20 protein-coding genes are annotated in these 20,599 nt (G+C 43.5%); 17 read left to right on the forward strand and 3 right to left on the reverse strand.

The genetic code is table 11. The annotated features are described in order from the left end of the window. Positions 1 to 8 precede the first annotated feature (8 nt). The 11 genes from ispH to AC5JP1_RS12820 all read left to right on the forward strand — a co-directional run bounded on the left by ispH (position 9) and on the right by AC5JP1_RS12820 (position 10,199). The gene (ispH, locus tag AC5JP1_RS12770) at positions 9 to 965 is read left to right on the forward strand and encodes a 4-hydroxy-3-methylbut-2-enyl diphosphate reductase (RefSeq protein ID WP_443525780.1); all 957 of its coding nucleotides are present in this window, start codon (positions 9 to 11) and stop codon (positions 963 to 965) included. A 56-nt stretch (positions 966 to 1,021) separates the two neighbouring features. Beyond that, complete coding sequence (locus tag AC5JP1_RS12775; protein WP_493844376.1) at positions 1,022 to 1,270, forward strand: hypothetical protein; 249 nt, start codon at positions 1,022 to 1,024, stop codon at positions 1,268 to 1,270. Between the two features lie 35 nt (positions 1,271 to 1,305). Beyond that, positions 1,306 to 2,121 (forward strand): thioesterase family protein, encoded by an 816-nt coding sequence (locus AC5JP1_RS12780; RefSeq protein ID WP_493844377.1) that lies wholly within the window; start codon positions 1,306 to 1,308, stop codon positions 2,119 to 2,121. Positions 2,122 to 2,679: 558 nt separating this feature from the next. Beyond that, a complete protein-coding gene (gene htpG, locus AC5JP1_RS12785) occupies positions 2,680 to 4,653 on the forward strand; it encodes a molecular chaperone HtpG (RefSeq protein WP_493844378.1) in 1,974 nt (657 codons plus the stop codon). 335 nt (positions 4,654 to 4,988) lie between these two features. After that, complete coding sequence (locus AC5JP1_RS12790) at positions 4,989 to 6,443, forward strand: C13 family peptidase (protein ID WP_493844379.1); 1,455 nt, start codon at positions 4,989 to 4,991, stop codon at positions 6,441 to 6,443. A 139-nt stretch (positions 6,444 to 6,582) separates the two neighbouring features. Further along, entirely contained in the window at positions 6,583 to 7,473 is an 891-nt protein-coding gene (gene fghA / locus AC5JP1_RS12795) for an S-formylglutathione hydrolase (protein WP_493844380.1), read from the forward strand. A gap of 223 nt (positions 7,474 to 7,696) precedes the next feature. Further along, positions 7,697 to 7,978: a TIGR03643 family protein gene (locus AC5JP1_RS12800; RefSeq protein ID WP_442967663.1), complete on the forward strand. Its 282-nt coding sequence runs from the start codon at positions 7,697 to 7,699 to the stop codon at positions 7,976 to 7,978. Positions 7,979 to 8,079: 101 nt separating this feature from the next. Continuing rightward, the gene (rpe, locus tag AC5JP1_RS12805) at positions 8,080 to 8,772 is read left to right on the forward strand and encodes a ribulose-phosphate 3-epimerase (protein WP_319051446.1); all 693 of its coding nucleotides are present in this window, start codon (positions 8,080 to 8,082) and stop codon (positions 8,770 to 8,772) included. A 63-nt stretch (positions 8,773 to 8,835) separates the two neighbouring features. Beyond that, complete coding sequence (locus tag AC5JP1_RS12810) at positions 8,836 to 9,213, forward strand: hypothetical protein (RefSeq protein ID WP_493844381.1); 378 nt, start codon at positions 8,836 to 8,838, stop codon at positions 9,211 to 9,213. 112 nt (positions 9,214 to 9,325) lie between these two features. Then, positions 9,326 to 9,637: a hypothetical protein gene (locus AC5JP1_RS12815; protein ID WP_443525791.1), complete on the forward strand. Its 312-nt coding sequence runs from the start codon at positions 9,326 to 9,328 to the stop codon at positions 9,635 to 9,637. Positions 9,638 to 9,887: 250 nt separating this feature from the next. Then, positions 9,888 to 10,199: a hypothetical protein gene (locus tag AC5JP1_RS12820; protein ID WP_443525793.1), complete on the forward strand. Its 312-nt coding sequence runs from the start codon at positions 9,888 to 9,890 to the stop codon at positions 10,197 to 10,199. A gap of 136 nt (positions 10,200 to 10,335) precedes the next feature. Here the strand turns inward: AC5JP1_RS12820 and rpmG are convergent, their stop codons facing one another. Both rpmG and rpmB read right to left on the reverse strand, forming a co-directional pair. Continuing rightward, positions 10,336 to 10,491: a 50S ribosomal protein L33 gene (gene rpmG / locus AC5JP1_RS12825; protein WP_010201403.1), complete on the reverse strand. Its 156-nt coding sequence runs from the start codon at positions 10,489 to 10,491 to the stop codon at positions 10,336 to 10,338. 126 nt (positions 10,492 to 10,617) lie between these two features. After that, positions 10,618 to 10,854: a 50S ribosomal protein L28 gene (gene rpmB, locus AC5JP1_RS12830; protein WP_057761372.1), complete on the reverse strand. Its 237-nt coding sequence runs from the start codon at positions 10,852 to 10,854 to the stop codon at positions 10,618 to 10,620. 483 nt (positions 10,855 to 11,337) lie between these two features. Here rpmB and AC5JP1_RS12835 point away from each other — a divergent pair, with 483 nt between their 5' ends. Both AC5JP1_RS12835 and purU read left to right on the forward strand, forming a co-directional pair. Then, positions 11,338 to 13,584 (forward strand): hypothetical protein, encoded by a 2,247-nt coding sequence (locus AC5JP1_RS12835; protein ID WP_493844382.1) that lies wholly within the window; start codon positions 11,338 to 11,340, stop codon positions 13,582 to 13,584. 201 nt (positions 13,585 to 13,785) lie between these two features. Next, entirely contained in the window at positions 13,786 to 14,706 is a 921-nt protein-coding gene (purU, locus tag AC5JP1_RS12840; protein ID WP_493844383.1) for a formyltetrahydrofolate deformylase, read from the forward strand. Between the two features lie 86 nt (positions 14,707 to 14,792). Here purU and AC5JP1_RS12845 read toward each other — a convergent pair whose 3' ends face one another. After that, positions 14,793 to 15,584 (reverse strand): cytochrome C assembly family protein, encoded by a 792-nt coding sequence (locus AC5JP1_RS12845; RefSeq protein ID WP_493844384.1) that lies wholly within the window; start codon positions 15,582 to 15,584, stop codon positions 14,793 to 14,795. Between the two features lie 516 nt (positions 15,585 to 16,100). On the opposite strand from AC5JP1_RS12845, the gene ffh reads away from it, so the two are divergent. The 4 genes from ffh (at position 16,101) to AC5JP1_RS12865 (ending at position 20,566) form a co-directional block, all read left to right on the forward strand. Continuing rightward, the gene (gene ffh, locus AC5JP1_RS12850; RefSeq protein ID WP_238070043.1) at positions 16,101 to 17,645 is read left to right on the forward strand and encodes a signal recognition particle protein; all 1,545 of its coding nucleotides are present in this window, start codon (positions 16,101 to 16,103) and stop codon (positions 17,643 to 17,645) included. Positions 17,646 to 17,948: 303 nt separating this feature from the next. Beyond that, positions 17,949 to 18,650 carry a tRNA (adenosine(37)-N6)-threonylcarbamoyltransferase complex dimerization subunit type 1 TsaB gene (gene tsaB, locus AC5JP1_RS12855; RefSeq protein WP_493844491.1) on the forward strand — a complete coding sequence of 234 codons (702 nt, stop codon included), beginning with the start codon at positions 17,949 to 17,951 and terminating at the stop codon, positions 18,648 to 18,650. A 115-nt stretch (positions 18,651 to 18,765) separates the two neighbouring features. Continuing rightward, positions 18,766 to 19,608: an undecaprenyl-diphosphate phosphatase gene (locus AC5JP1_RS12860; protein ID WP_493844385.1), complete on the forward strand. Its 843-nt coding sequence runs from the start codon at positions 18,766 to 18,768 to the stop codon at positions 19,606 to 19,608. Positions 19,609 to 19,666: 58 nt separating this feature from the next. After that, positions 19,667 to 20,566 (forward strand): class I SAM-dependent methyltransferase, encoded by a 900-nt coding sequence (locus AC5JP1_RS12865; RefSeq protein WP_493844386.1) that lies wholly within the window; start codon positions 19,667 to 19,669, stop codon positions 20,564 to 20,566. Positions 20,567 to 20,599 lie beyond the last annotated feature (33 nt).

The raw sequence follows: 20,599 nt of genomic DNA on the forward strand, positions 1-20,599 counted from the left end.
GCCTTCTTATGCAAATTTATCTTGCCAATCCTCGTGGGTTTTGTGCTGGTGTAGACCGTGCGATCGCGATTGTTAACGAAGCGTTGACCCGTTTTGAGCCGCCCATCTACGTCCGTCATGAAGTCGTACATAATAAATTTGTCGTATCAGATTTAGCCAATCGGGGCGCAGTATTCGTCGAAGAGCTTCACGAAGTGCCAGATGGTTCGGTGGTTATTTTCTCTGCGCATGGGGTCTCTAAAGCGGTGGAAGATGAAGCAGGTCGCCGTGATATCACTGTATTTGACGCGACTTGCCCCTTGGTGACAAAGGTACATATTGAAGTGGCCAAGTTTGCCCAAGATGGCATGGACGCGGTTTTGATAGGACACGCTGGACACCCAGAAGTAGAAGGCACTATGGGCAGGTTCAATGCAAAAAATGGTGGGCAGATCCATCTTGTCGAAGATGAAAGCGACGTTGCAGCTTTAACTGTACAAGACGCCAAACGCTTGGCATTTGTAACTCAAACGACGCTATCGATGGATGATACTGCTCGCGTGATTGATGCGCTGCGTGACAAGTTCCCGAGTATCCAAGGACCTCGAAAAGACGATATATGTTATGCCACGCAAAACCGCCAAGATGCGGTAAAAGATCTTGCCAGTCGCTGCGAAGTGGTCTTGGTTGTGGGTTCGCCAAACTCTTCAAATTCCAATCGTTTGCGTGAGCTGGCTGAGCGTATGAATTGCCGTGCTTATTTAATCGATAATGCCAGTGAAATGAATCGCAGTTGGTTAGATGGTGTGCAGAGTATCGGTGTTACTGCTGGTGCGTCAGCGCCAGAGGTGCTCATTCAAGAAGTGCTGCAGCAGCTGCAAGACTGGGGTGGCGATCTTCCTAGTGAGCTATCCGGTATTGAGGAGAACGTAACGTTTAGTTTGCCAAAGGCCTTGCGCATTCCTGTTACCCAAGTTGGTAAATAGTCAGTCGTTAAACAACAAGTATTTGCGTGAAATATTATTGATATGGATAAGGCCGCATGAAAGAACCCAAAGGCAAATTTGTATTGGCAGAAGCCACGCTCGCTGACGTCAATAAGCAATTAAAGCTCAACATGCTCGTGACGGTTGCGGTGGTGTTTGTACTGTTCATGAATATTATAAAATTCATGGCAGAAAAGAGCTTTTTTTATGCGGCACTTGCAGTCGTTATGATCTGTTTATTGTTCTTTATACAAAAAGCTCGCGGTATTCTTTTGTCAAGAAAACAAGAGCTGACCCATAAATAAAAGTTTTACAAGAAAGTGTTAAATATAGGATAGCTATGACTGCTTATTACAAATTTATCAAACGTGAACAACAAGAAAATGGTACCAGTGTGGCGCACTATCAGCCAACCGAGCATGCACAAGGTGCCTGGAATGAGCATGAGCAGCACATGGCGCCAGCGACAGGTCTCCTGACTGCTGAGCTCAAAGGTTTTGCACCGCAGCCCAATACTCGCATAGCTCGCGTAAGTCTGGATATATTGGGCTTGATACCGCTTGATGACTTTACCATTACCACTCGCTGTATTCGACCGGGCAAAACCATTGAGCTGATAGAGGCGGTAATGAGCAGTCGTGGTCGTGATGCTATCATTGCACGAGCATGGCGACTCCTGACTCAAGACACCAGTGAGATAGCAGGACTAGAGGATCAAGTTTCAGTGCATCAGCCTGAGGATTTGCCCGTTTGGGACGAGATGAAAGGCTGGCCAGGCGGCTTTATCGAAAGCGTACGCCTAGTAACCACAGAAGATCGTCGTCCTGGACGCGGTATGGTATGGATCACCAATGACGTGCAGATGGTAGAAGATGCGCCAACCGATGATGTGGTGCATCTATTGGGTATGGTGGATACTGCGAATGGTGTTGTCCCTAGATTGGGTCTAGGACTGTCTAAACTAGAATGGATGTTTCCTAATACTGACTTACAAATACACATGCATCGCGAACCCAAAGGACGCTGGTTGGGTATCGAAGCAGTACAGCAATACGGTGATGATGGTATTGGTCTTACCAGTGCAGTATTACACGACGTGTATGGACCTTTTGGTCGCAGTGAGCAAATACTCACTATTCGTCCGATACCGCGCTAACCGTTAGATAATTTTTTAGATAACTGTGTAGTCGGTTTACAAATAAAAGCACCAGTACAAGCTCATCTTTTGTCAAAGATATGGACCATATAATTTGTAAAACGAAACGATAATATACAATCAATTAATTATACAAATAATTGAAAACCCGTTTTAATAGTATCCAAGAAAACGATATTAATCGACAGGGAGGGTGCTATGAACACGCATATTCAGTTTTCAAAAAAACTAACGACGATTTGGGATTTATTGATAGAAGCTTATTCAGAATAGTAACTTGTATCTGCACGACTTGTGTCTACATACGGGCACTTGCGTGAGCAGATAGTTTTTAAACAGCGTTTTGATAAACAAGCAGAACACCGCCTTGATAAATATGGGCGGTGTTTTTTATTGAATAAGACTTCTGTGCTTGAATTTTTTTTTGCTGCCCCTATTAGTATAGACAGTCTAACGGTAATGCACACGGCAAGCTGTGAGCTAAACTGTGAGCATTGTTAGAGCAGCTATAGTCAGTTATTTGATAATAGGTCTTTCATAGAATTTAAAGGAGTTTTTATGAGTGAAGCAACTCAAGCTGAAGGTCTGAATCCAGAACTAAAAAAACATACGTTTGAAGCAGAAGTGGCGCAACTACTGCACTTGGTAACGCATTCATTATATTCTAATGCGGATATTTTTGTCCGTGAGCTCGTCTCTAATGCATCCGACGCTTGTGACAAATTGCGTTTTGAAGCGACCAATGATGACAGCCTTTATGAAGATGACGGCGAGCTGAAAATCCGCATTGCTGTTGATGAAGCCGCGAAAACCATTACCTTTACCGATAACGGTATTGGTATGAACGAAACGGATGCTATCGAAAATTTAGGTACGATTGCCAAATCAGGCACCAAGGCATTTTTGGACAAACTGTCTGAGTCACAAAAACAAGACGGTCAACTGATCGGTCAGTTTGGTGTTGGTTTTTATTCAGGCTTTATCGTTGCAGACACTATTAGTGTCGAGTCACGCAAAGCGGGCGAGCCTGCGGATAAAGGCGTGCGCTGGGTGTCAGATGGTACAGGTAGCTTTACTGTTGAGCCTATTACCAAGGACACGCGCGGTACGGCGATCACCCTGCATCTAAAAGAAGAATATAGCGAGGGTGAAGACAACTACCTAGACCGCGGTAAGATTAAGCGTCTCGTGAATAAATACTCTGACCATATCAGTCTACCGATTCAGATGCGCAAAGAAATCTGGCAAGAAGACGTAAAAGAAGACGAAAATGACAGCTCTGATGATCAGGTGCCTGCCGGCGGCGAGATGGTACTCACTGATGAGTGGGAAACCATCAACAAGGCCAGTGCATTATGGACGCGCTCAAGCTCTGAGATCGAAGACGATGAGTATGTCGACTTTTATAAAAATATCTCTTATGACATGACTGATCCACTTGCTTGGACGCATAACCGTGTAGAGGGCCGAGTACAGTATACGCAGCTATTGTATATCCCTGAAAAAGCACCAGCTGATTTATATACTCGTGAGCAGCAGCATGGTCTCAAGCTCTATGTGAAGCGTGTCTTTATCATGGATGAAGCTGAGCAACTGCTACCGATGTACTTGCGTTTTGTGAAAGGGGTTATCGATTCAGCAGACCTACCTTTGAATGTGAGCCGTGAGCTACTTCAAGAGTCACGTGATGTGAAATCTATCCGTGATGGTAACGCACGTCGTATCTTGACCTTGCTCGCAAGCCTTGCCAACAGTGAAGACAGCGACAAGCAAGAGAAATTTACTAAGTTCTATGCAGAGTTCGGTGATGTGATCAAAGAAGGTCTAGGCGAGGATGCAGGTAATCAAGAACGTATTGCCAAGCTATTGCGTTATGCAACCAGCACGCAAGATGGACTCGAGACCAGCTTTGAAGATTACAAAGCTCGCATGAAAGATGGGCAAAAAGCCATCTACTACCTCACCGCTGATAATTTAGCAGCAGCAAAAAACAGCCCACAACTTGAGCTGTTTAAGAAAAAAGGCATCGAAGTTATCTTGATGACTGGCCGTGTCGACGAATGGGCGATGAACTTCTTGACGTCATTTGACGAGACACCGCTACAAAACATCGCCAAAGGTGCGGTAGATTTGGGTGACTTGCAGGACGAAGCTGAAAAAGCCGAAGCAGAGAAAGCAGAAGAAACGTTAAAGCCTGTTGTTGATAAGCTTAAAACTGCGCTAGGTGAGCGTGCTAAAGACGTCAAAGTATCAACGCGTTTGGTTGATAGCCCAGCCTGCCTAGTCGTTGGAGAAGGTGAGCTGTCACCACAAATGATTCAGATGCTACAGCAAATGGGTCAAGACGTACCAGCGAGCAAGCCAACCCTTGAGGTCAACCCTGATCATCCGCTCATCAAAAAGTTAGAAGGTAGCGAGCAGTTTGATGATTTGGCGCAAGTGATCTTTGATCAAGCCTTATTAGCAGATGGCGGTCAGTTAGAAGATCCAGCTGCTTATCTAAAGCGCGTCAACGAGCTGTTGATGAGATAGTATCTGGTCGTTAATATAAAGGGAGGCCTTGTTAGCAAGGCCTCCTTTTTTTATCAGTATTTATAGTCATGTTTCGGTGATCTCTAAATTTAGGCGAGTTTTACAAATCATGCTTATCGTCTTGACCGACAATCCGTTACAATCGCGATAGATTAGCGAGCTAGACTATTAGGAAGTGCTAGTCGTCTTCTGTAAATATTTCATCGTGAATTCAATATAAATCGATGTCTAGAGCTGTAACAGAATCGTAAGACGATTGCGTAAGACGGCAGCTACACTAGAATAGTTATCATTGGGTCATTTTATTTTTCTCGGCTGGCTAGAGGTCTACGTCTTTGTCACTTACGTCGTTAAAAACCGTATCGCTCCAGCGTTTTTCGCTCAACTTTGCTGCCAATATTATTGCAACCTTGTGGATGCTAGTGGGCTCGACACGAGCATTTTCTTGGGTCAAGCCTACGTTTATACAGTTTGCTGTATTCGCTATATTGGCACTCAGCAGTAATGTTTTGTTTTCGTGGTTGGCTGCTGAAAGTGGTAGCATATTTAATGAGCAAGGATTGGTCAGTTATTTGATTTGGCCAATGATTATTTTGCTCAGCGGTATTATTTTAGCAAGGCGAGCGAGCAACCAATCGCTGGTATTTGTACCAGTCGTACTATGGTTAGTTGCTGATACGCTATCCGCTTTATTACAAAGCTTAGTACAGTTTTCTGGTAGCTATGGTTGGTTGCCTGAGTGGAGTTATTCGTTTTTACCTGTACTATTTTTGGTATTGTTCCTATGGCAGACGCTTGCTTTATTATGGATTTTTTCTCGTCGTTTGCGTATACCGTGGTGGGAGCGCATTATCATACTGGTAGGTGCGGTAGCGTTACTGACTATCTGGCAACGTAATGTCGCTGACCAGCCTATTTTTAAGCAAATCCCAGTAGAGCCTGTATTAGAAGAGGCGGCATTATATGAGCAGCCGCGTCTATTGCAGCAGGCGCTAAGCAGTATTGACCCGAGTATCGATGGCAAAACGGACTGGTACTTCATGGGTGTGGCTGGGTTCTCTGGTCAGAACGTCTTCCGTTCTGAAATTAATAAAGTACGTGAGCTGTTCGATGTGCGTTTTGGTACCAGCGGGCACTCACTGGCCTTGATCAATAATACCTACAGTTGGCTGGACGAGCCAATCGCTACCAAAACTAGTATTGCACGTGGGTTGAAGAAGATCGGTCAGCAAATGAACGCTGATGAAGATGTATTGTTCTTGACACTGTCGTCACATGGCAACGAAGATATTGTTCAATTAGAAAATTCGCCACTCGCGATGGACAATCTAGATGCCACATGGTTACGCGAGACACTGGATGCATCAGGTATTCGCTGGCGTGTGATTGTGATATCTGCGTGCTATTCAGGGTCGTTCATCGATGAGTTGGCATCGCCGACTACCGTAGTGATTACGGCCTCAGCCACTGATAAGGCATCGTTTGGCTGTACCAATACAGCTGAGATGACTTATTTTGGTCAAGCTTTTTTTGCTGAGAGTCTACGTGAAAACAGCAGCTTTGAATCTGCTTTTAAAGATGCGGCTTACCGTGTACAAGAGCGTGAGCTTTATATGGGATTTGAGCCATCAGAACCACAAATGGTGATTGGTAGTTTGATGGAGACGGCACTACCGGCGTTTGAGCAAGTATTGTTTGATAAAGCACGTCCATCAGTTGCTAGTATAACGAGTAACGCGGCTTCTGCTACTATTGATACTGTACCTGATAGTGTGCCAACCAGTCCGTAAATGAAGTTAATAGAGCGATTAAATACAGATACAGCGCAACTCAAAATCTTGTGAATATAATATCAAATCACGAGCGTTTATTATTTATCATCGCTATCTATCACCGTTGGTTTTATTTTGAATAAAAAGGATATCACTCATGCACAATGCTTATAGTCGTAGTTTGTCCAACAACAAGCAGATGACCCAAAAAAGTGTGAATCGTTGCTTTAACGGTGAGCAGCATTATTATAGTCACGAGTCGACATCGACCAAGACGGCGATGACGTTTAGTATTTATCTACCTGATGAAGCATTGGCTGGGCGTCGTTGTCCTGCCATACTGTACTTATCAGGACTGACGTGCAATGCCGATAACGTCACTCACAAAGCGCACTTTCAGCAGAAATGCAGTGAGCTTGGTATGATACTGATTGCACCCGACACCTCACCTCGCAGTAGTGATGATATTGAGGTGCCAAACGACGAGCGCTATTTTGTCGGGCAGGGCGCAAGCTACTATGTTGATGCGACCCAAGCACCGTGGTCAGACAACTTCAATATGCAAAGCTACATTGTTGATGAGCTATATGACTTATTACGCTCAGAGTTCCCAATAGACAGCATTGGTGTCACAGGGCACTCTATGGGTGGTCATGGCGCGCTGCTATTGGGATTTAAGTATCCGAGCAAGTTTGTCAGTGTATCCGCCTTATCGCCAGTATGTGCCGCTAGCGAGTCTGCTTGGGGGCAGGCTGCTTATACAGAGTATTTCGGTGATGATAAGGCTCTATGGTCTCAAGCAGATGCAGCACAGATGATCGAAAAGGTCGGTCAGCAATATGCAAGTATTTTGGTTGACCAAGGCGCGGCTGATAATTTTTTAGAGGAAGGACAGCTGCAGACTTCCAAACTACAAGAGGCTTGTGCAAAAGCCAAACAGCCCTTAACATTGCGTTATCAGGCGGGGCATGACCACAGCTATTATTTTATTCAGACAGTGATCAATGATCATATCGAACATCACTGGCATATGGCGCAATTGAGCTAAGGTGCCATACCAACTTACGTGATACGTTTTTTGCTCTCTCATTCATGCCCAAAAGGTGATTTTTATGGCAAGTTATCAAGATTTGACAGCTTCCAATGGACAAGAAAAGTCAGTAGATACTGACGCTACAAAGGCAATAATGCAGTCCGATATGGATGCTGCCCTAAAACATAAACAGCGCAGTAACGATGATCAAGTGACTCAAGATAAGTCAGACGAGCTGATCGCAAAAACGCTCAATGATGCAGGCGATAGAGTACTTGATGAGACACAAATATCGCGTGTGATAGAGATGGCGTGGGAAGATAGAACACCATTCGGTGCGATAGAGCATAGCTACGGTCTCGATGAAACAGGCGTTATCAAGCTTATGCGTCAAGAGCTCAAGCCATCGTCTTTTCGTCTATGGCGTCAGCGAGTAAGTAATCGCGCTACCAAGCATGAGGCAAAGCGATCTTTTGACGTGGGCCGTGCCTATTGCAAGACACAATACAAGCCGCGCTGATTAACTGAGTATGTGAAAGGTATAGAGTAACAACAAGCCCATTAATACGATTTTTTTAATTGATTTACATTTGATATAAACACAAATTAGGTAGCCCTACTATGATCAGTCCTGCTAAACCTTATCTTATTGCCCCATCGATACTCTCAGCTGACTTTGCACGTTTGGGTGAAGAGGTCGAGCGCGTATTGGAGTCGGGTGCCGATGTGATTCATTTTGATGTGATGGACAATCATTACGTACCCAACTTGACGTTTGGCAGCATGATTTGTAAAGCGCTACGAGACTATGGTGTGGAAGCGCCAATTGATGTGCATCTGATGGTCTCGCCTGTTGATAGCATGATTGAGCAGTTTTTGGAGGCAGGTGCTAGTATCATCACCTTTCATCCAGAAGCCAGCGCTCATATCGATCGATCGCTGCAACTGATCAAAGACGGCGGTGCTGAGTGTGGTCTGGTATTGAACCCAGCAACACCGCTACATTATCTTGATTATGTCATGGATAAAGTAGATCAGATTTTATTGATGAGCGTGAATCCTGGATATGGTGGACAGTCATTTATCGATAGCACCCTAGATAAGGTACGTCAGGTACGTCAACGTATCATCACCAGTGGTCGCGATATCCGACTAGAAGTGGACGGCGGTATCAAAGCCAACAACATCCGTGCGGTTGCTGAAGCAGGTGCAGACATGTTTGTCGCGGGTTCTGCGATATTTAATCAGCCAGATTATAAAGAAGCGATTGATGCCATGCGCGCAGAGCTAGCACTGGCCAACGGCAACGAATAAAGTCAGTTAAGTAGCCTAAGACAGGCTGTATAATGGTAACGACAAACCATGCAAAGGTGAGATATGGACACGCAAAGACCCGTTAAGTCATCAACATCGCCTAATTCAGCAACAGGCAGTGAGCTGCCAGTTCAAAACGATCTTCCGAGACGTAGCTTAGTGCCAAAAGGCATTACCATTGGCTTGGCTGCGTTTGCACTTGTATTGAGTCTGGCAGGTTATGGTTTTCGTCTGATGATTGGTGATGATGTAGGTACAGTACTACGTCATGCTGCTGTGATTGTACCTACCTTTGTACTGGGCATACCGTTGTTTTTTTGGGTTGGCTCGCGGGTATTGAACAAAGTCAAAGGTATGCATATTGAGACCAGAAACGCATTAACACTTGGCTGGTTGACGGCTTGTGTATCGATGCTATGGTTGATGGGTACTTATAGCTGAACAGGCTACAGCAACGATTGCCTCTAGATATTGCGTTGCAAAACCCTTATAAGCTGTCTTTTATAATTTTTAATCATTAAGCCATATTCTATAAGTATGGCTGGAATTTTATATGCGAATCGTACCAGCCAGTATTGCTAATATTATCTATCCTAAAGACTTACCAAATGGCTTGTTTACCAGTTTAATTATAGCTTGCCTTTTAATGGGGCTAGCGTCATTGCGTAATGGAACAGATCTACAGGGCTGGCTAAATGTTATTGAAAACTGGCTACTTATGCTACTGATACTGCCCACCGCGACGGCCACCGTTGCACTACCTTTCAAATATCGTGATCCCACGCTTGAGCTCAAGCTTGTCTATTACTTAGGTATGTTTGTGGCTTTCTTATTTACGCTAGCAAAGCTGCGCTACTGGCGTTAACTGGAGGCAAGCTCTGTCATACCAAAACGGCACTGATGTCAAAGACTTGTATGACAACCCTTGAATTTAACTATCAAAGCGTCCATTGTATAAGTAAGACAGATTTACCCGCGTTACTGTAAGAAAATAGATTTGCCGAGTGCCATTTCTTAAGTGCCACGTCTGTAGTGAGTAGCTTATTTGCAATGAATAGTTCGTTTGCAAGTTTTAATTTTTGCAAATCATAAGCGGGATAATAAGGAAGCAGTTAATGACATATGATATCGATAATGATATAGAAGTAGACAACGATGGTAGCGATCAATTTACAGGGTTTGCTAAAGAGACCACATTAGAGCTGGTGGAATCTGAAGATGGTAGATTGTTGTTACGTGATGCAGAACAAGACGAAGAACCCTTAATGACTATTGATTTTTCTGATAAACTCAAAGAATTACTTGGTAGCGATACTCAGGCTGTTGGTCAGCATATGATTCATGCAGCGATTCAGGTTATTATGCAAAAGCAGATGAGTAAGTGGCATGCTCACGTGTATGATAAAGAACCAACACACTATAGCTGATCTTTAGTTATCTCTCGATACTGATTGAGGCTTTCAGGTATTATCAAGTGATACACCAAGCTGCAGCCATAAAAAAAGGGTTTATCAATTGATAAACCCTTTTTTTGTTCAAATATTACCATTTATAAAATGGAGATTATTTGATTTTAGCTTCTTTAAAGATCACATGCTGGCGTACTTTTGGATCAAACTTTTTGATTTCCATTTTACCAGGCATAGTGCGCTTGTTTTTGGTAGTGGTGTAGTAATAGCCAGTACCAGCTGTTGATACTAATTTAATTTTATCTCTCATGATAGCTTTCCTGTAAATGAGGGGTCTTCAAACGATAGGTACGTGTCGAAAAGGCAAGTCGCTAACTATAATGTAGCAAAACGGCAGTCAAGTAATGAGAGTCATCAATTGACTGCTATTTTTAACTTAAACTTTTTGACCTTGTGCGCGTAGATCCGCTAACACTTTATCGATACCAAGTTTGTCAATGATGCGCATACCTTTGGTAGACACACGTAGACGTACAAAGCGGTTTTCAGACTCTACCCAAAAACGATGGTTGTGAAGGTTTGGTAGAAAGCGACGACGGGTTTTGTTGTTTGCATGCGAAACATTATTACCCACCATAGGGCGCTTTCCAGTCACTTGGCAAACTCGAGACATGGCGAACTCCTAATCTATGAGGTATGAGTTTTTCTCATACCAGTCTGGGCAAGTTGCACGTTTTTGCGGCATGGACACAGCAAGCGGCAGCTTTGCACCAAACAAAACTATATGAAGGTTGAGCTGGTTTTGCTGTTATCTAAAGGCAAATAACAGGCTGACCAATTCAGAAAATTTTAAAGCCGACATTTATACCATAAAATAGATGAATACTCAAATATTTTTATGATAAACGTTGGTTTAAAGGATGGCTATTATACCCTGAAATGAGCGCGCTATGTTGTTGATTATCTAATAGCAAAGATTAATTTTTAGTTGTAAGTTATAACAAAAGTCAGTAAAGTTGCTGTTATATATTTAATACAATCTGTTAATACACTGGCATTACTGTAAAACCATGTATCATCAACAGTCTCTCTTGATTCTGTGTAATGATTATTGCCTATTTGTTTGATAAATCACTGCTCATGCGGAGTTAAAACCATGTCATACCACTCGCTACCTACTTCTAAGCTATTTCAACTGACAGCGCTCACATTATCATTAGCCCTGGCAGGTTGTGGCGGCGGTGATGGCACTGATACGATTGCACCGGCGCCTGATTTGGGTGTAGAACAGCCTGATACGGGTGAGACTAACGGAGGAGAACAAGAAGTAGGTGAGCTCAATATTACATCTATAATATTGACAGATACTAGTGGTATTGTCACTCGTACTATAACTTCTGCTGGAGCTAATGCGAAGGTGGTAGTAAGTGATAGTAATGGCGATCCTGTTAGTAATGCCTTGGTCACTTTTGAAGGAGAAAATGTAGTATTTGGCACGAGTAATGCTGCTATATTAACTAATGAGAGTGGGGAGGCAAATATATCTGTTAAACCTTTGGACAATATGACTACAGGTAGCTATCAGCTTAGAGCGACTGCTAGTTATGAGGATTTAACTGCAACTACGCCAAACTATAATTTCTCTTTACAAACATTAAAAGTAGTACTAACCGATGTTGCTTTATCTGCGAATAGCTTAGAGTCAGGTGGCAATACGAATATCACTTTGAAGACAAGAGATTCTATTAGTAATACTAATCAGAATAGTATCTCAGTTACGTTTGATACGAGTTGTGGCACTTTTGATAATGACAGCATGGTTTCAAGTAACCAAGGTGATGTCTCTGTCACCTATCAAGCCATTGACGACAATGGTAATCTATGTGAAGGTGAGCAAACTATCACGGTAGCACCTGTTAGTAACCCTGCTAATAGCCAAACGATAACAGTCAATATCGAAGGTGTAGAAGCCAGCTCAATAGTCTATACCACTACCGATGATGTGCAATTAGGCGCAAGCAATAGTGGTTCATCAAGATCAGGAAATGTAGAATTCACTGTCTATTCAAATGGTAGGCCCGCTGCAAATCAACAAGTTCAAATAAGCAAGGTATTCGCACCTACTGACTTTAGTTTTGTGAGACTAGGTAATCGAGATCCTGAAACAGTCACTAGTGACTCTCAGGGTAGAGTGACAGTTAACCTATATCCTGGAGCGTTACCTGGACCAATTGAAATAAAAGCAACTTTGGTATCAAATAATAGTGTATTTGCTTTATCTAAAAACGTTTCTGTAGCGACAGGACGCGCCACACAAAATGGCTTTAGTATTTCATTAAGTAAAAACGTGTTAGCGGTTGGGGTTGATGGTGATGTCGCTACTGTAACAGCAAGACTAGTAGATAGAGTGGGTAACCCTGTTCCTAATGGTACAGTTGTAAGTTTTATTAGTGAAGGTGGCAGAATTATTCCGAGTTGTGCAACTGCTAATGGTCAATGTAGTGTTGAGTTTAGTACACAAAACCCGCGTCCTGTAGATGATCGTATTTCTGTTACGGCATATGTAGAAGGAGACAAAAGCTACATAGACAAAGATGGAGATAACCAGTTTGGTGCTGGAGATATACTAACCCGTAATATTGGCGACTTTTTCCGTGATGATAATGAGAATAACCAGTATGATGATAATCTAGGTGAATTTGTCTATCGCCGAAATGCTTCTAATCTAACGTGTGGTATTTCATCATTTAGTTATCCTAACATTGACGGAACGTGTGATGACAAATTAGATGCTATCTTGCGTTCGCAAGTTGTATTAGGTTTAGCTTCAAATGTGCCTTTATTTCCAAGCTTAGGAAAGACACTACCAGCTAACCCATTAAGTGATGTGGACTCACCTGTTGAAGTGGACTTCAAAATGTATGGTAATGGTGCTCAAACAGTTAGCATGCCATCAGGGACAAGTATCAGTATCGCAGCTGAAGACAAAACGAGCTATTCTCCTACAGCAGTCTTAGCGGGTAACAGAATTCAAGTATCAAATGCTGAACCCAATACAATCGCTATTGTAATGTCAGGCTCTTCTTCATTCAATGTAACCATTGGTTCAAATGGCATAGGTTCGACTTCTAGCGGTAATTTGCCAGAAGATGCCTCTTTGACTGTAGCAGACACTAGCTCAACATGCGAAGCTGAACTATTCGGGAGTTTGACTGTACCCTCTATTGTTGATTTAGGGGCTGGTGTACCGATAGGAAACGGTAACTTTGGTAAAGTACGAGACAGTGAGGTTAGTTATACATTCACTTATAGTGGTTGCCGTCCTAACGACCAGCTAAAATTAACTGTGACAACACCTTCCCCATCTGCTAATACCTTTACAAAGCCTATCAGATTTATATAAAATTAGATAAATTAGAACTAAAAACCCCCAACCCTACGTTGGGGGTTTTTGCTTTATTCTTCTAAACAATTAAATCATCCTAAATAACCAAAAACAACTAACTCGCTCAGCAAAATATCACAAAAAAGATTAAAATAACCGGTTTACTACGCTGACAGCCATTCTCAGCGATCAGTCATCATTTTTTATATTGGGCGTATTATGTCAGACAACACCAAAACAGTTTCACCATCAAACATCGCTTCTCAGAGTAAGCAGATTCCTAGTGCTATCGATACAGCAACGCTACTCATCAAATGCAAAGATCAGGCGGGTATCGTCCAAGCAGTATCAGAATTTATTCATCGTTATGGTGCCAACATCATCACATTAGATCAGTACTCAACGGCACATGAAGGTGGTCAGTACTTTATGCGTTTGGAGTTCGCTTTAGCAGGCTTGAGCGATATCATCGATAATTTTGAAGCCAGCTTTGCCCATACTGTTGCCAAGAGACATGATATGGACTGGCGTTTACATAATAATGCCACCAAGACCAAAGTTGGTATCTTGGTTTCAAAGTTTGATCATGCGTTGTTAGATTTGTTATGGCGCCATCAGCGCGGCTTGCTGGACTGCGAGATCACTTGCGTGGTCAGTAACCATCCTGATTTACAGCAAGCGGTCGAAAACTTCAGCATCAGCTTTCATCATGTACCCGTGACCAAAGAAAATAAGGCCGATGCAGAAGAGCAAATCCATAAGCTGATGGCAGGTAATGACTTACTAGTATTGGCGCGTTATATGCAGATATTATCGTCAGATTTTGTCAAACGCTGGCCAATGCAAGTGATTAATATTCATCATTCGTTCTTACCTGCGTTTGTGGGTGCAGATCCTTATCGTCAAGCTTACGATAAAGGCGTTAAGCTTATCGGCGCAACTGCGCACTATGTCACAGCTGAGCTTGATCAAGGGCCTATCATTGAGCAAGATGTACACCGCGTGACGCATCGCCAAGGTGTGGTAGAGCTACGCGCTATTGGACGCGACATAGAGCGCAACGTATTGGCTCGCGCTGTCAATTGGCATGTGCAGAATCGTGTGATTGTGGCGGGCAACAAGACAGTGGTTTTTAACTAAAAATATCTAAATTAGAAAACAAAAAAGGCGACCAGTCGCAACAATGACTGACCGCCTTTCTTATAACATGACATTTTATGTCAGTGTTATATCAGCATCTCCAAAACAAACTTACTACCCACAAAGCCAATCGCTAACAGAATAAAAGCGTAAATGGTGATGTTGGCGGCACGTTTGCCTCGCCATCCTGCGCGCCAATTGCCAAACAGCAACGTACCAAATAATAACCATGACAGCAGGCTAAAGACAGTCTTGTGTACGATGTGCTGTGCCATCAAATCTTCTACGTATATAAATCCAATTCCTAGCGCAATACTGAGCAATACAAACCCGACCAAAAGCATATCGAACAATAAACTCTCCATGCTCTGCAATGAGGGCAGTTTATTGACCCAAAAGCGGTGAATGGTATGATGCTTGAGCTCGCGTATTTGCAGACGCAAAAATAGCGCTTGAACCGCAGCCATCAACAGCACACAATAGGCCGCTAACGATAATAAGATATGAGCTTCAAGACCGACACTGACGTCAGTAAGCGGCTGATAGGGTGCGCGGCCAATATAGCCGACGGTCATACCTATGAGTGCTGTGGGTGCAGCCAAGATACCAAGACTAAGGATAGGTCGGTACAAACAGAACAGCAGATAAAAGAATAAAAAGAACAAACTGGTCAGGCTGATAATATTGAATAAATTAAAATTCAGACCATACAGGGTCACGACATACGGATAGAGCAATATTGCGTGTGCAGCCATGCCGACCAGTAATAGACCCAAACTGACGCTTTTATGGATAGGTTTATCCTGAGTCAGCGCCCAACTAATGTGAAGGCTGACTAAGACATAAGCCATGCTAGCAAGTAAAAATGCAAGGTGCACAGATAAAAAGCCTCGTCTTGAACTGAGCGTAAACTGACTGCTCAATGTATTGCTAAAGTGGTATTATCAGAATGATTAGAATAATCGTCCAATTTATCATAAAATGGGTGCCAGTTGAGCGCCATCTTTCTTATTCCTGATACATCATCATATAAGACACCCTAAGCAAAGTATAGTCAATCTCCTATAAATCGGATACGGTGTCAGGCTCGCTTAGTCTACGACTTGTAGTACTTTCACTTGCCTTCCTTGTATCCAAATTATACTGAACCGACTATATAAACCAGTTACCTAAAACTAATAAGAGTCGAGCCTTTTGCGAAACGACTATAATTTTTGCATCATGTTGATGCTATAGTATTGATAATGTGATTTTTATCTGATTTGTTATTACAGAGTGTCCCAGTATTTTATAATCTATCCCAATAGTATTTACGAACCATTTGATTGGTTTGATTTAGCATTATTTTAATGACGTTTTATTTAATTGAAAACTATTTTAATTGAGAGTTACTTATGTTTGATACCTTAACAGAACGCTTGTCGTCGAGTCTACGCAATATCGTAGGCACGGGACAATTGACCGAAGACAATATAAAAGACACCCTACGTGAAGTACGTATGGCGCTGTTAGAAGCTGACGTGGCACTGCCTGTCACTCGTGACTTTGTAAAACGCGTCAAAGAGCAAGCACTAGGTGCTGAAGTGCTCAAAGAGCTAGCACCCGGTCAAGCGTTTGTCAAAATCGTCCACGATGAGCTGACCGAAATGATGGGTAGTGCCAACCAGCAGCTAGAGATGACAGGTAAACCGCCTGTTGTTTATTTACTAGCGGGTTTGCAAGGTGCGGGTAAAACAACCACAGCTGGTAAATTGGCCAAGTATCTACAAGAACGCCAAAAGAAAAAAGTCATGCTGGTATCGGCTGACGTCTATCGTCCAGCAGCGATCAAACAGCTTGAGCAAGTCGCAGGTCAGGTGAATGCTAAATTTGTGAACTCAAGCACGGATGAGAATCCAATCGATATCGCAAAGCGTGCGATTGAAGAAGCCAAGATCCAGTATCAAGATATCCTTATCATCGATACCGCAGGTCGTCTACATATCGACGATACTATGATGGATGAGATTAAGGCGCTAACTGCTGCGGTCAACCCCTCTGAAACGCTATTCGTCGTCGATGCAATGACGGGTCAAGATGCGGCAAATACCGCAAAAGCCTTCAACGACGCGTTGCCACTGACGGGTGTTATCTTAACCAAGACTGACGGCGATGCGCGCGGCGGTGCAGCGCTATCTGTACGTGCTATTACAGGTAAGCCCATTAAGTTCTTGGGTCGCGGCGAGAAACTAGACGAGCTAGAGCTGTTCCACCCTGAGCGTATTGCGCAGCGTATCCTTGGTATGGGTGATGTACTGAGCTTGGTCGAAGAAGTTGAGCAAAAAATTGACCGTGATAAAGCCGAAAAAATGGCGAAAAAGATGCAAAAGGGCGGTGATTTCGACCTTGAGGATCTATTGACCCAGTTCCAGCAAATGAAGAGCATGGGCGGCATGGCAGGCTTTTTAGATAAGATGCCTGGTATGGGTGGCTCGGATATGCAAAAGGCCGTTGAAGACGCCAAGCCAGAAGAAAAAGTGCGCGAGATGGAAGCATTGATCAATTCAATGACGCCATTTGAGCGCAAAAACCCTGACAAAATTAACCCAAGTCGTAAGCGTCGTATTGCTGCAGGTTCAGGTCGTGAAATCCAAGATGTCAACCGTTTGCTCAAGCAGCATAAGCAAATGGCAAAAATGATGAAAATGATCTCAAAGCCTGAAGGTATCAGTAAAATGATGAAGTCTATGCAAGGGCTTATGGGTGGCGGCAACGCTGGCGGTGGCGGCGGTCCATTATTTGGCGGCGGTCAGCAAGGCGGCGCTAAAGACGTGAACCCAGAGCAGATGGCAAAACAGATGGGGCTTGACCCAAACAATATGCCGAGCACTGAAGAGATGCAAAAGCAAATGCAAGAGATGCAAAACCAAGCGCCAAAAAAGTTCAAAACACGTTTCTAAATTAGCATTTTTTATTTTTAAGTCGCTTATTCGAAAACCTAAAGCCTCAAAGCCAATTAAGCTTTGGGGTTTTTTCATTGCTAGCCTTAAATTATGACCAACGAATAATAACCGATGAATAAAATGTGGAAAACGTAGAAAGTAATAAAACTTGTGTGGCCTAAATGCTATGATAGGCGCTGTTTTACCCTGTCAGGAATTTTGCAGTACATTGATTAACAGTGTCGATTCATAATGGTTATTGATAATCATCGAAATCTGACAAACCCATTTAGAATGCCAAAAGTATAAGCCGAGGTTGTGATGTTTTTAGCAATGGATACCGTGTTCGATCAGTGTTCGATCGCGATTTTAGATTCGAGCGGGCAGGTATTATCGAGCCACACCGAAACAGGTAAGCGTCAACAGACTCAGCAGATTTTACCGATGATTGATGCGGCATTGTCTGAGGCGCAGTTGCGACTTTCAGATATGCAAACGCTGATATTTAATCGGGGGCCGGGTGCGTTTAGCGGTATCCGTATCAATACGGCAGTTGTGCAGGCACTATCGGTCGCACATGATTTGCCTTGTGTGGGCGTCTCTAGTCTACAAGCGATTGCACAATGTGCGTATCAGAAATACGGTCTAACACATATATACAGCGCCCTTGATGCGCGTATGCAGCAGGTCTATTTTGGACAGTATGAAGTAGCTGTAGATGATCAGTCAGATCACGGTATCATGCAGCCAGTATTGGATGATAGTAGCGACAGTACAGAACAGCTATTAGATTATGATCGCCAAACCGCACTAAACCTACCTATTGCGGGTAATGGTGCGACGCTATTAGCGCTACATGACCAGCAAGCTTGCCATGAAGATGTCTGGCCAGATGCGGTCATTATCGGACAGCTTGGTATAGCCCAGTTTGCAAAGTCTGGTGGTACTGAGGCTGCACAGGCTCTACCAAAATATCTACGTAATCAAGCTTGGAAAACACTAAAAGAGCAAGGTAAAGCATAGATCTTACTGTGGAAAAATATCAATTACTATAAGACCAACGTCAACATAGGACAGCCAATCGGTCTGTTCTTAGCTCAGCCTGTTTTTGGGCTCCTCTATTTTTAGGAAAGTCACCGTGGATATCATTTTATTAATTCAAGCTGTCATCATGGGTATCGTTGAGGGTATCACTGAGTTTTTACCCATCTCTAGCACGGGCTACTTGATTTTATCAGCAGATGTCATGGGGTTTTGGACCAAAGAAAAAGTTGATCTGTTTGTGGTCGTCGTACAGCTTGGCGCTATTTTGGCGGTGATATATGACTATTGGGGTAGACTGTGGCAAGCGCTAATGGGCCTCATAACAGGTAAAGCAGACGGCATGACCAATCCAAGACAGCTGGGACTGAGCCTGATCGTTGCGACCATCCCTGTCATGATAGTGGGCTTTACCTTTGCCGATGAAATCAAAGCGTATCTATTCAATCCTATCGTCGTGGCCATCATGCTTATAATCGGTGGTCTGTTGATATTTTACGTGGAAAAGCGTCCTAAAACGGTCATTGCAGAAGAAGCGGAAGATGTCAGCATAAAAACTGCGTTGATGATTGGTTTGTTCCAATGTTTAGCTCTTATACCAGGGACATCACGCTCAGGTGCTACTATTATTGGTGCGCTGTGGTTAGGTGTCTCACGTAAGGCTTCTGCTGAGTTTTCTTTCTTTTTGGGTATTCCTGTCATTGTAGGCGCGGCATTATTAGATTTGCTCAAGCATGGCGATGTTTTGAGCAATAGTGAAGACTGGTTGGTACTAGGTATCGGAACTATCGTATCATTCGTAGTAGCATTACTCTGTATTCGCTTACTGGTAGCATGGGTGAGCCGTCGTGATTTTACTATTTTTGCTTGGTTACGCATCATCACAGGTGTCATCGTATTGGTAGCGGCTTGGGGCTTTGGTTATCAAATGGCAGGCTAGAGGTGCATGACGGTGTCAGGCAGTACAGATAAAATCAGTAGCAAAAAGGATGATGGTTATGACAGCTCTGCCTCAAACACATAGCAAAACGTATGCTGTAGTACATTGCCAACTGTTCTATGTCAATGATAGTCAGCAAGCACAAATTGAGCATCTGCTGTCGTTAATAGACGAACACAAACTACCAATTGTCTTGGACACTCAACTCTCCACAGATAAACTCACGCAAAAGCGTCGGCAGCAATTGAGCGAAACAACCTCTAAGCCTATATTATTGCTCGATGAGAAAGACAAGCTATCATGGCTCAGTGATGGACTTAGTGTGGCACCTGAATGGGACAAGTTGCAGCGCCGCGTAGTCAGTGCTGGCCGGAAGTCTGAACTGCTATTACAAGCGGCAAAAATCACAGCAGACAGTCAGGTTATCGATGCAACGGCTGGCTTTGGTCATGACAGTTTGATATTGGGCAGTACGGGTGCACGCGTGACGATGCTCGAGCAGCAACCTTTGATGGCGCTACTTTTACTTGCAGAGCAGCAGCGTATGAGTGCGTCACCCAATTGGCAGAAGCTTATGGGGCGTCTACAGATTATTAATACCGATGCACTCAGTTATTTTGTCAGACTGGATACTGAGTTGGCAGTAGATGATACGACTGCAATTGATGTGGTATACCTAGACCCTATGTTTCCAGAGGATAGCTATCAAGATACCAAAACAGGCAAAGGTGCAAAAGTAGGTAAGCATATGCAAGCGCTACATCGATTGGCTCATCCACCAACGCCCGATGAAGAGCGACAACTGCTAAATGGTGCGCAGACAGTGGTGAGTCGAAACTTGTCAGGGCAGGGTCGCGTGGTCGTAAAGCGTCCTCAATTTGCACCATTGCTTGCTGAACAGCCTGCTAGTGAAAGCTGGCATAATGAAGCCGTACGCTTTGATGGGTATTTCGTTTAACCAAGACTTTGTTCCATATGCCATTTGCTGAAT

Source organism: Psychrobacter sp. H29, from assembly GCF_059073055.1.

Coding starts and splice junctions, on each gene's coding strand:
- AC5JP1_RS12775 (WP_493844376.1), top strand. CDS start 1,022: ATGAAAGAACCCAAAGGCAAATTTGTATTGGCAGAAGCCACGCTCGCT.
- rpmB (WP_057761372.1), bottom strand. CDS start 10,854: ATGTCTCGAGTTTGCCAAGTGACTGGAAAGCGCCCTATGGTGGGTAAT.
- AC5JP1_RS12820 (WP_443525793.1), top strand. CDS start 9,888: ATGACATATGATATCGATAATGATATAGAAGTAGACAACGATGGTAGC.
- AC5JP1_RS12865 (WP_493844386.1), top strand. CDS start 19,667: ATGACAGCTCTGCCTCAAACACATAGCAAAACGTATGCTGTAGTACAT.
- AC5JP1_RS12815 (WP_443525791.1), top strand. CDS start 9,326: ATGCGAATCGTACCAGCCAGTATTGCTAATATTATCTATCCTAAAGAC.
- rpmG (WP_010201403.1), bottom strand. CDS start 10,491: ATGAGAGATAAAATTAAATTAGTATCAACAGCTGGTACTGGCTATTAC.
- AC5JP1_RS12810 (WP_493844381.1), top strand. CDS start 8,836: ATGGACACGCAAAGACCCGTTAAGTCATCAACATCGCCTAATTCAGCA.
- htpG (WP_493844378.1), top strand. CDS start 2,680: ATGAGTGAAGCAACTCAAGCTGAAGGTCTGAATCCAGAACTAAAAAAA.
- tsaB (WP_493844491.1), top strand. CDS start 17,949: ATGTTTTTAGCAATGGATACCGTGTTCGATCAGTGTTCGATCGCGATT.
- ispH (WP_443525780.1), top strand. CDS start 9: ATGCAAATTTATCTTGCCAATCCTCGTGGGTTTTGTGCTGGTGTAGAC.
- ffh (WP_238070043.1), top strand. CDS start 16,101: ATGTTTGATACCTTAACAGAACGCTTGTCGTCGAGTCTACGCAATATC.
- fghA (WP_493844380.1), top strand. CDS start 6,583: ATGCACAATGCTTATAGTCGTAGTTTGTCCAACAACAAGCAGATGACC.
- AC5JP1_RS12780 (WP_493844377.1), top strand. CDS start 1,306: ATGACTGCTTATTACAAATTTATCAAACGTGAACAACAAGAAAATGGT.
- rpe (WP_319051446.1), top strand. CDS start 8,080: ATGATCAGTCCTGCTAAACCTTATCTTATTGCCCCATCGATACTCTCA.
- purU (WP_493844383.1), top strand. CDS start 13,786: ATGTCAGACAACACCAAAACAGTTTCACCATCAAACATCGCTTCTCAG.
- AC5JP1_RS12835 (WP_493844382.1), top strand. CDS start 11,338: ATGTCATACCACTCGCTACCTACTTCTAAGCTATTTCAACTGACAGCG.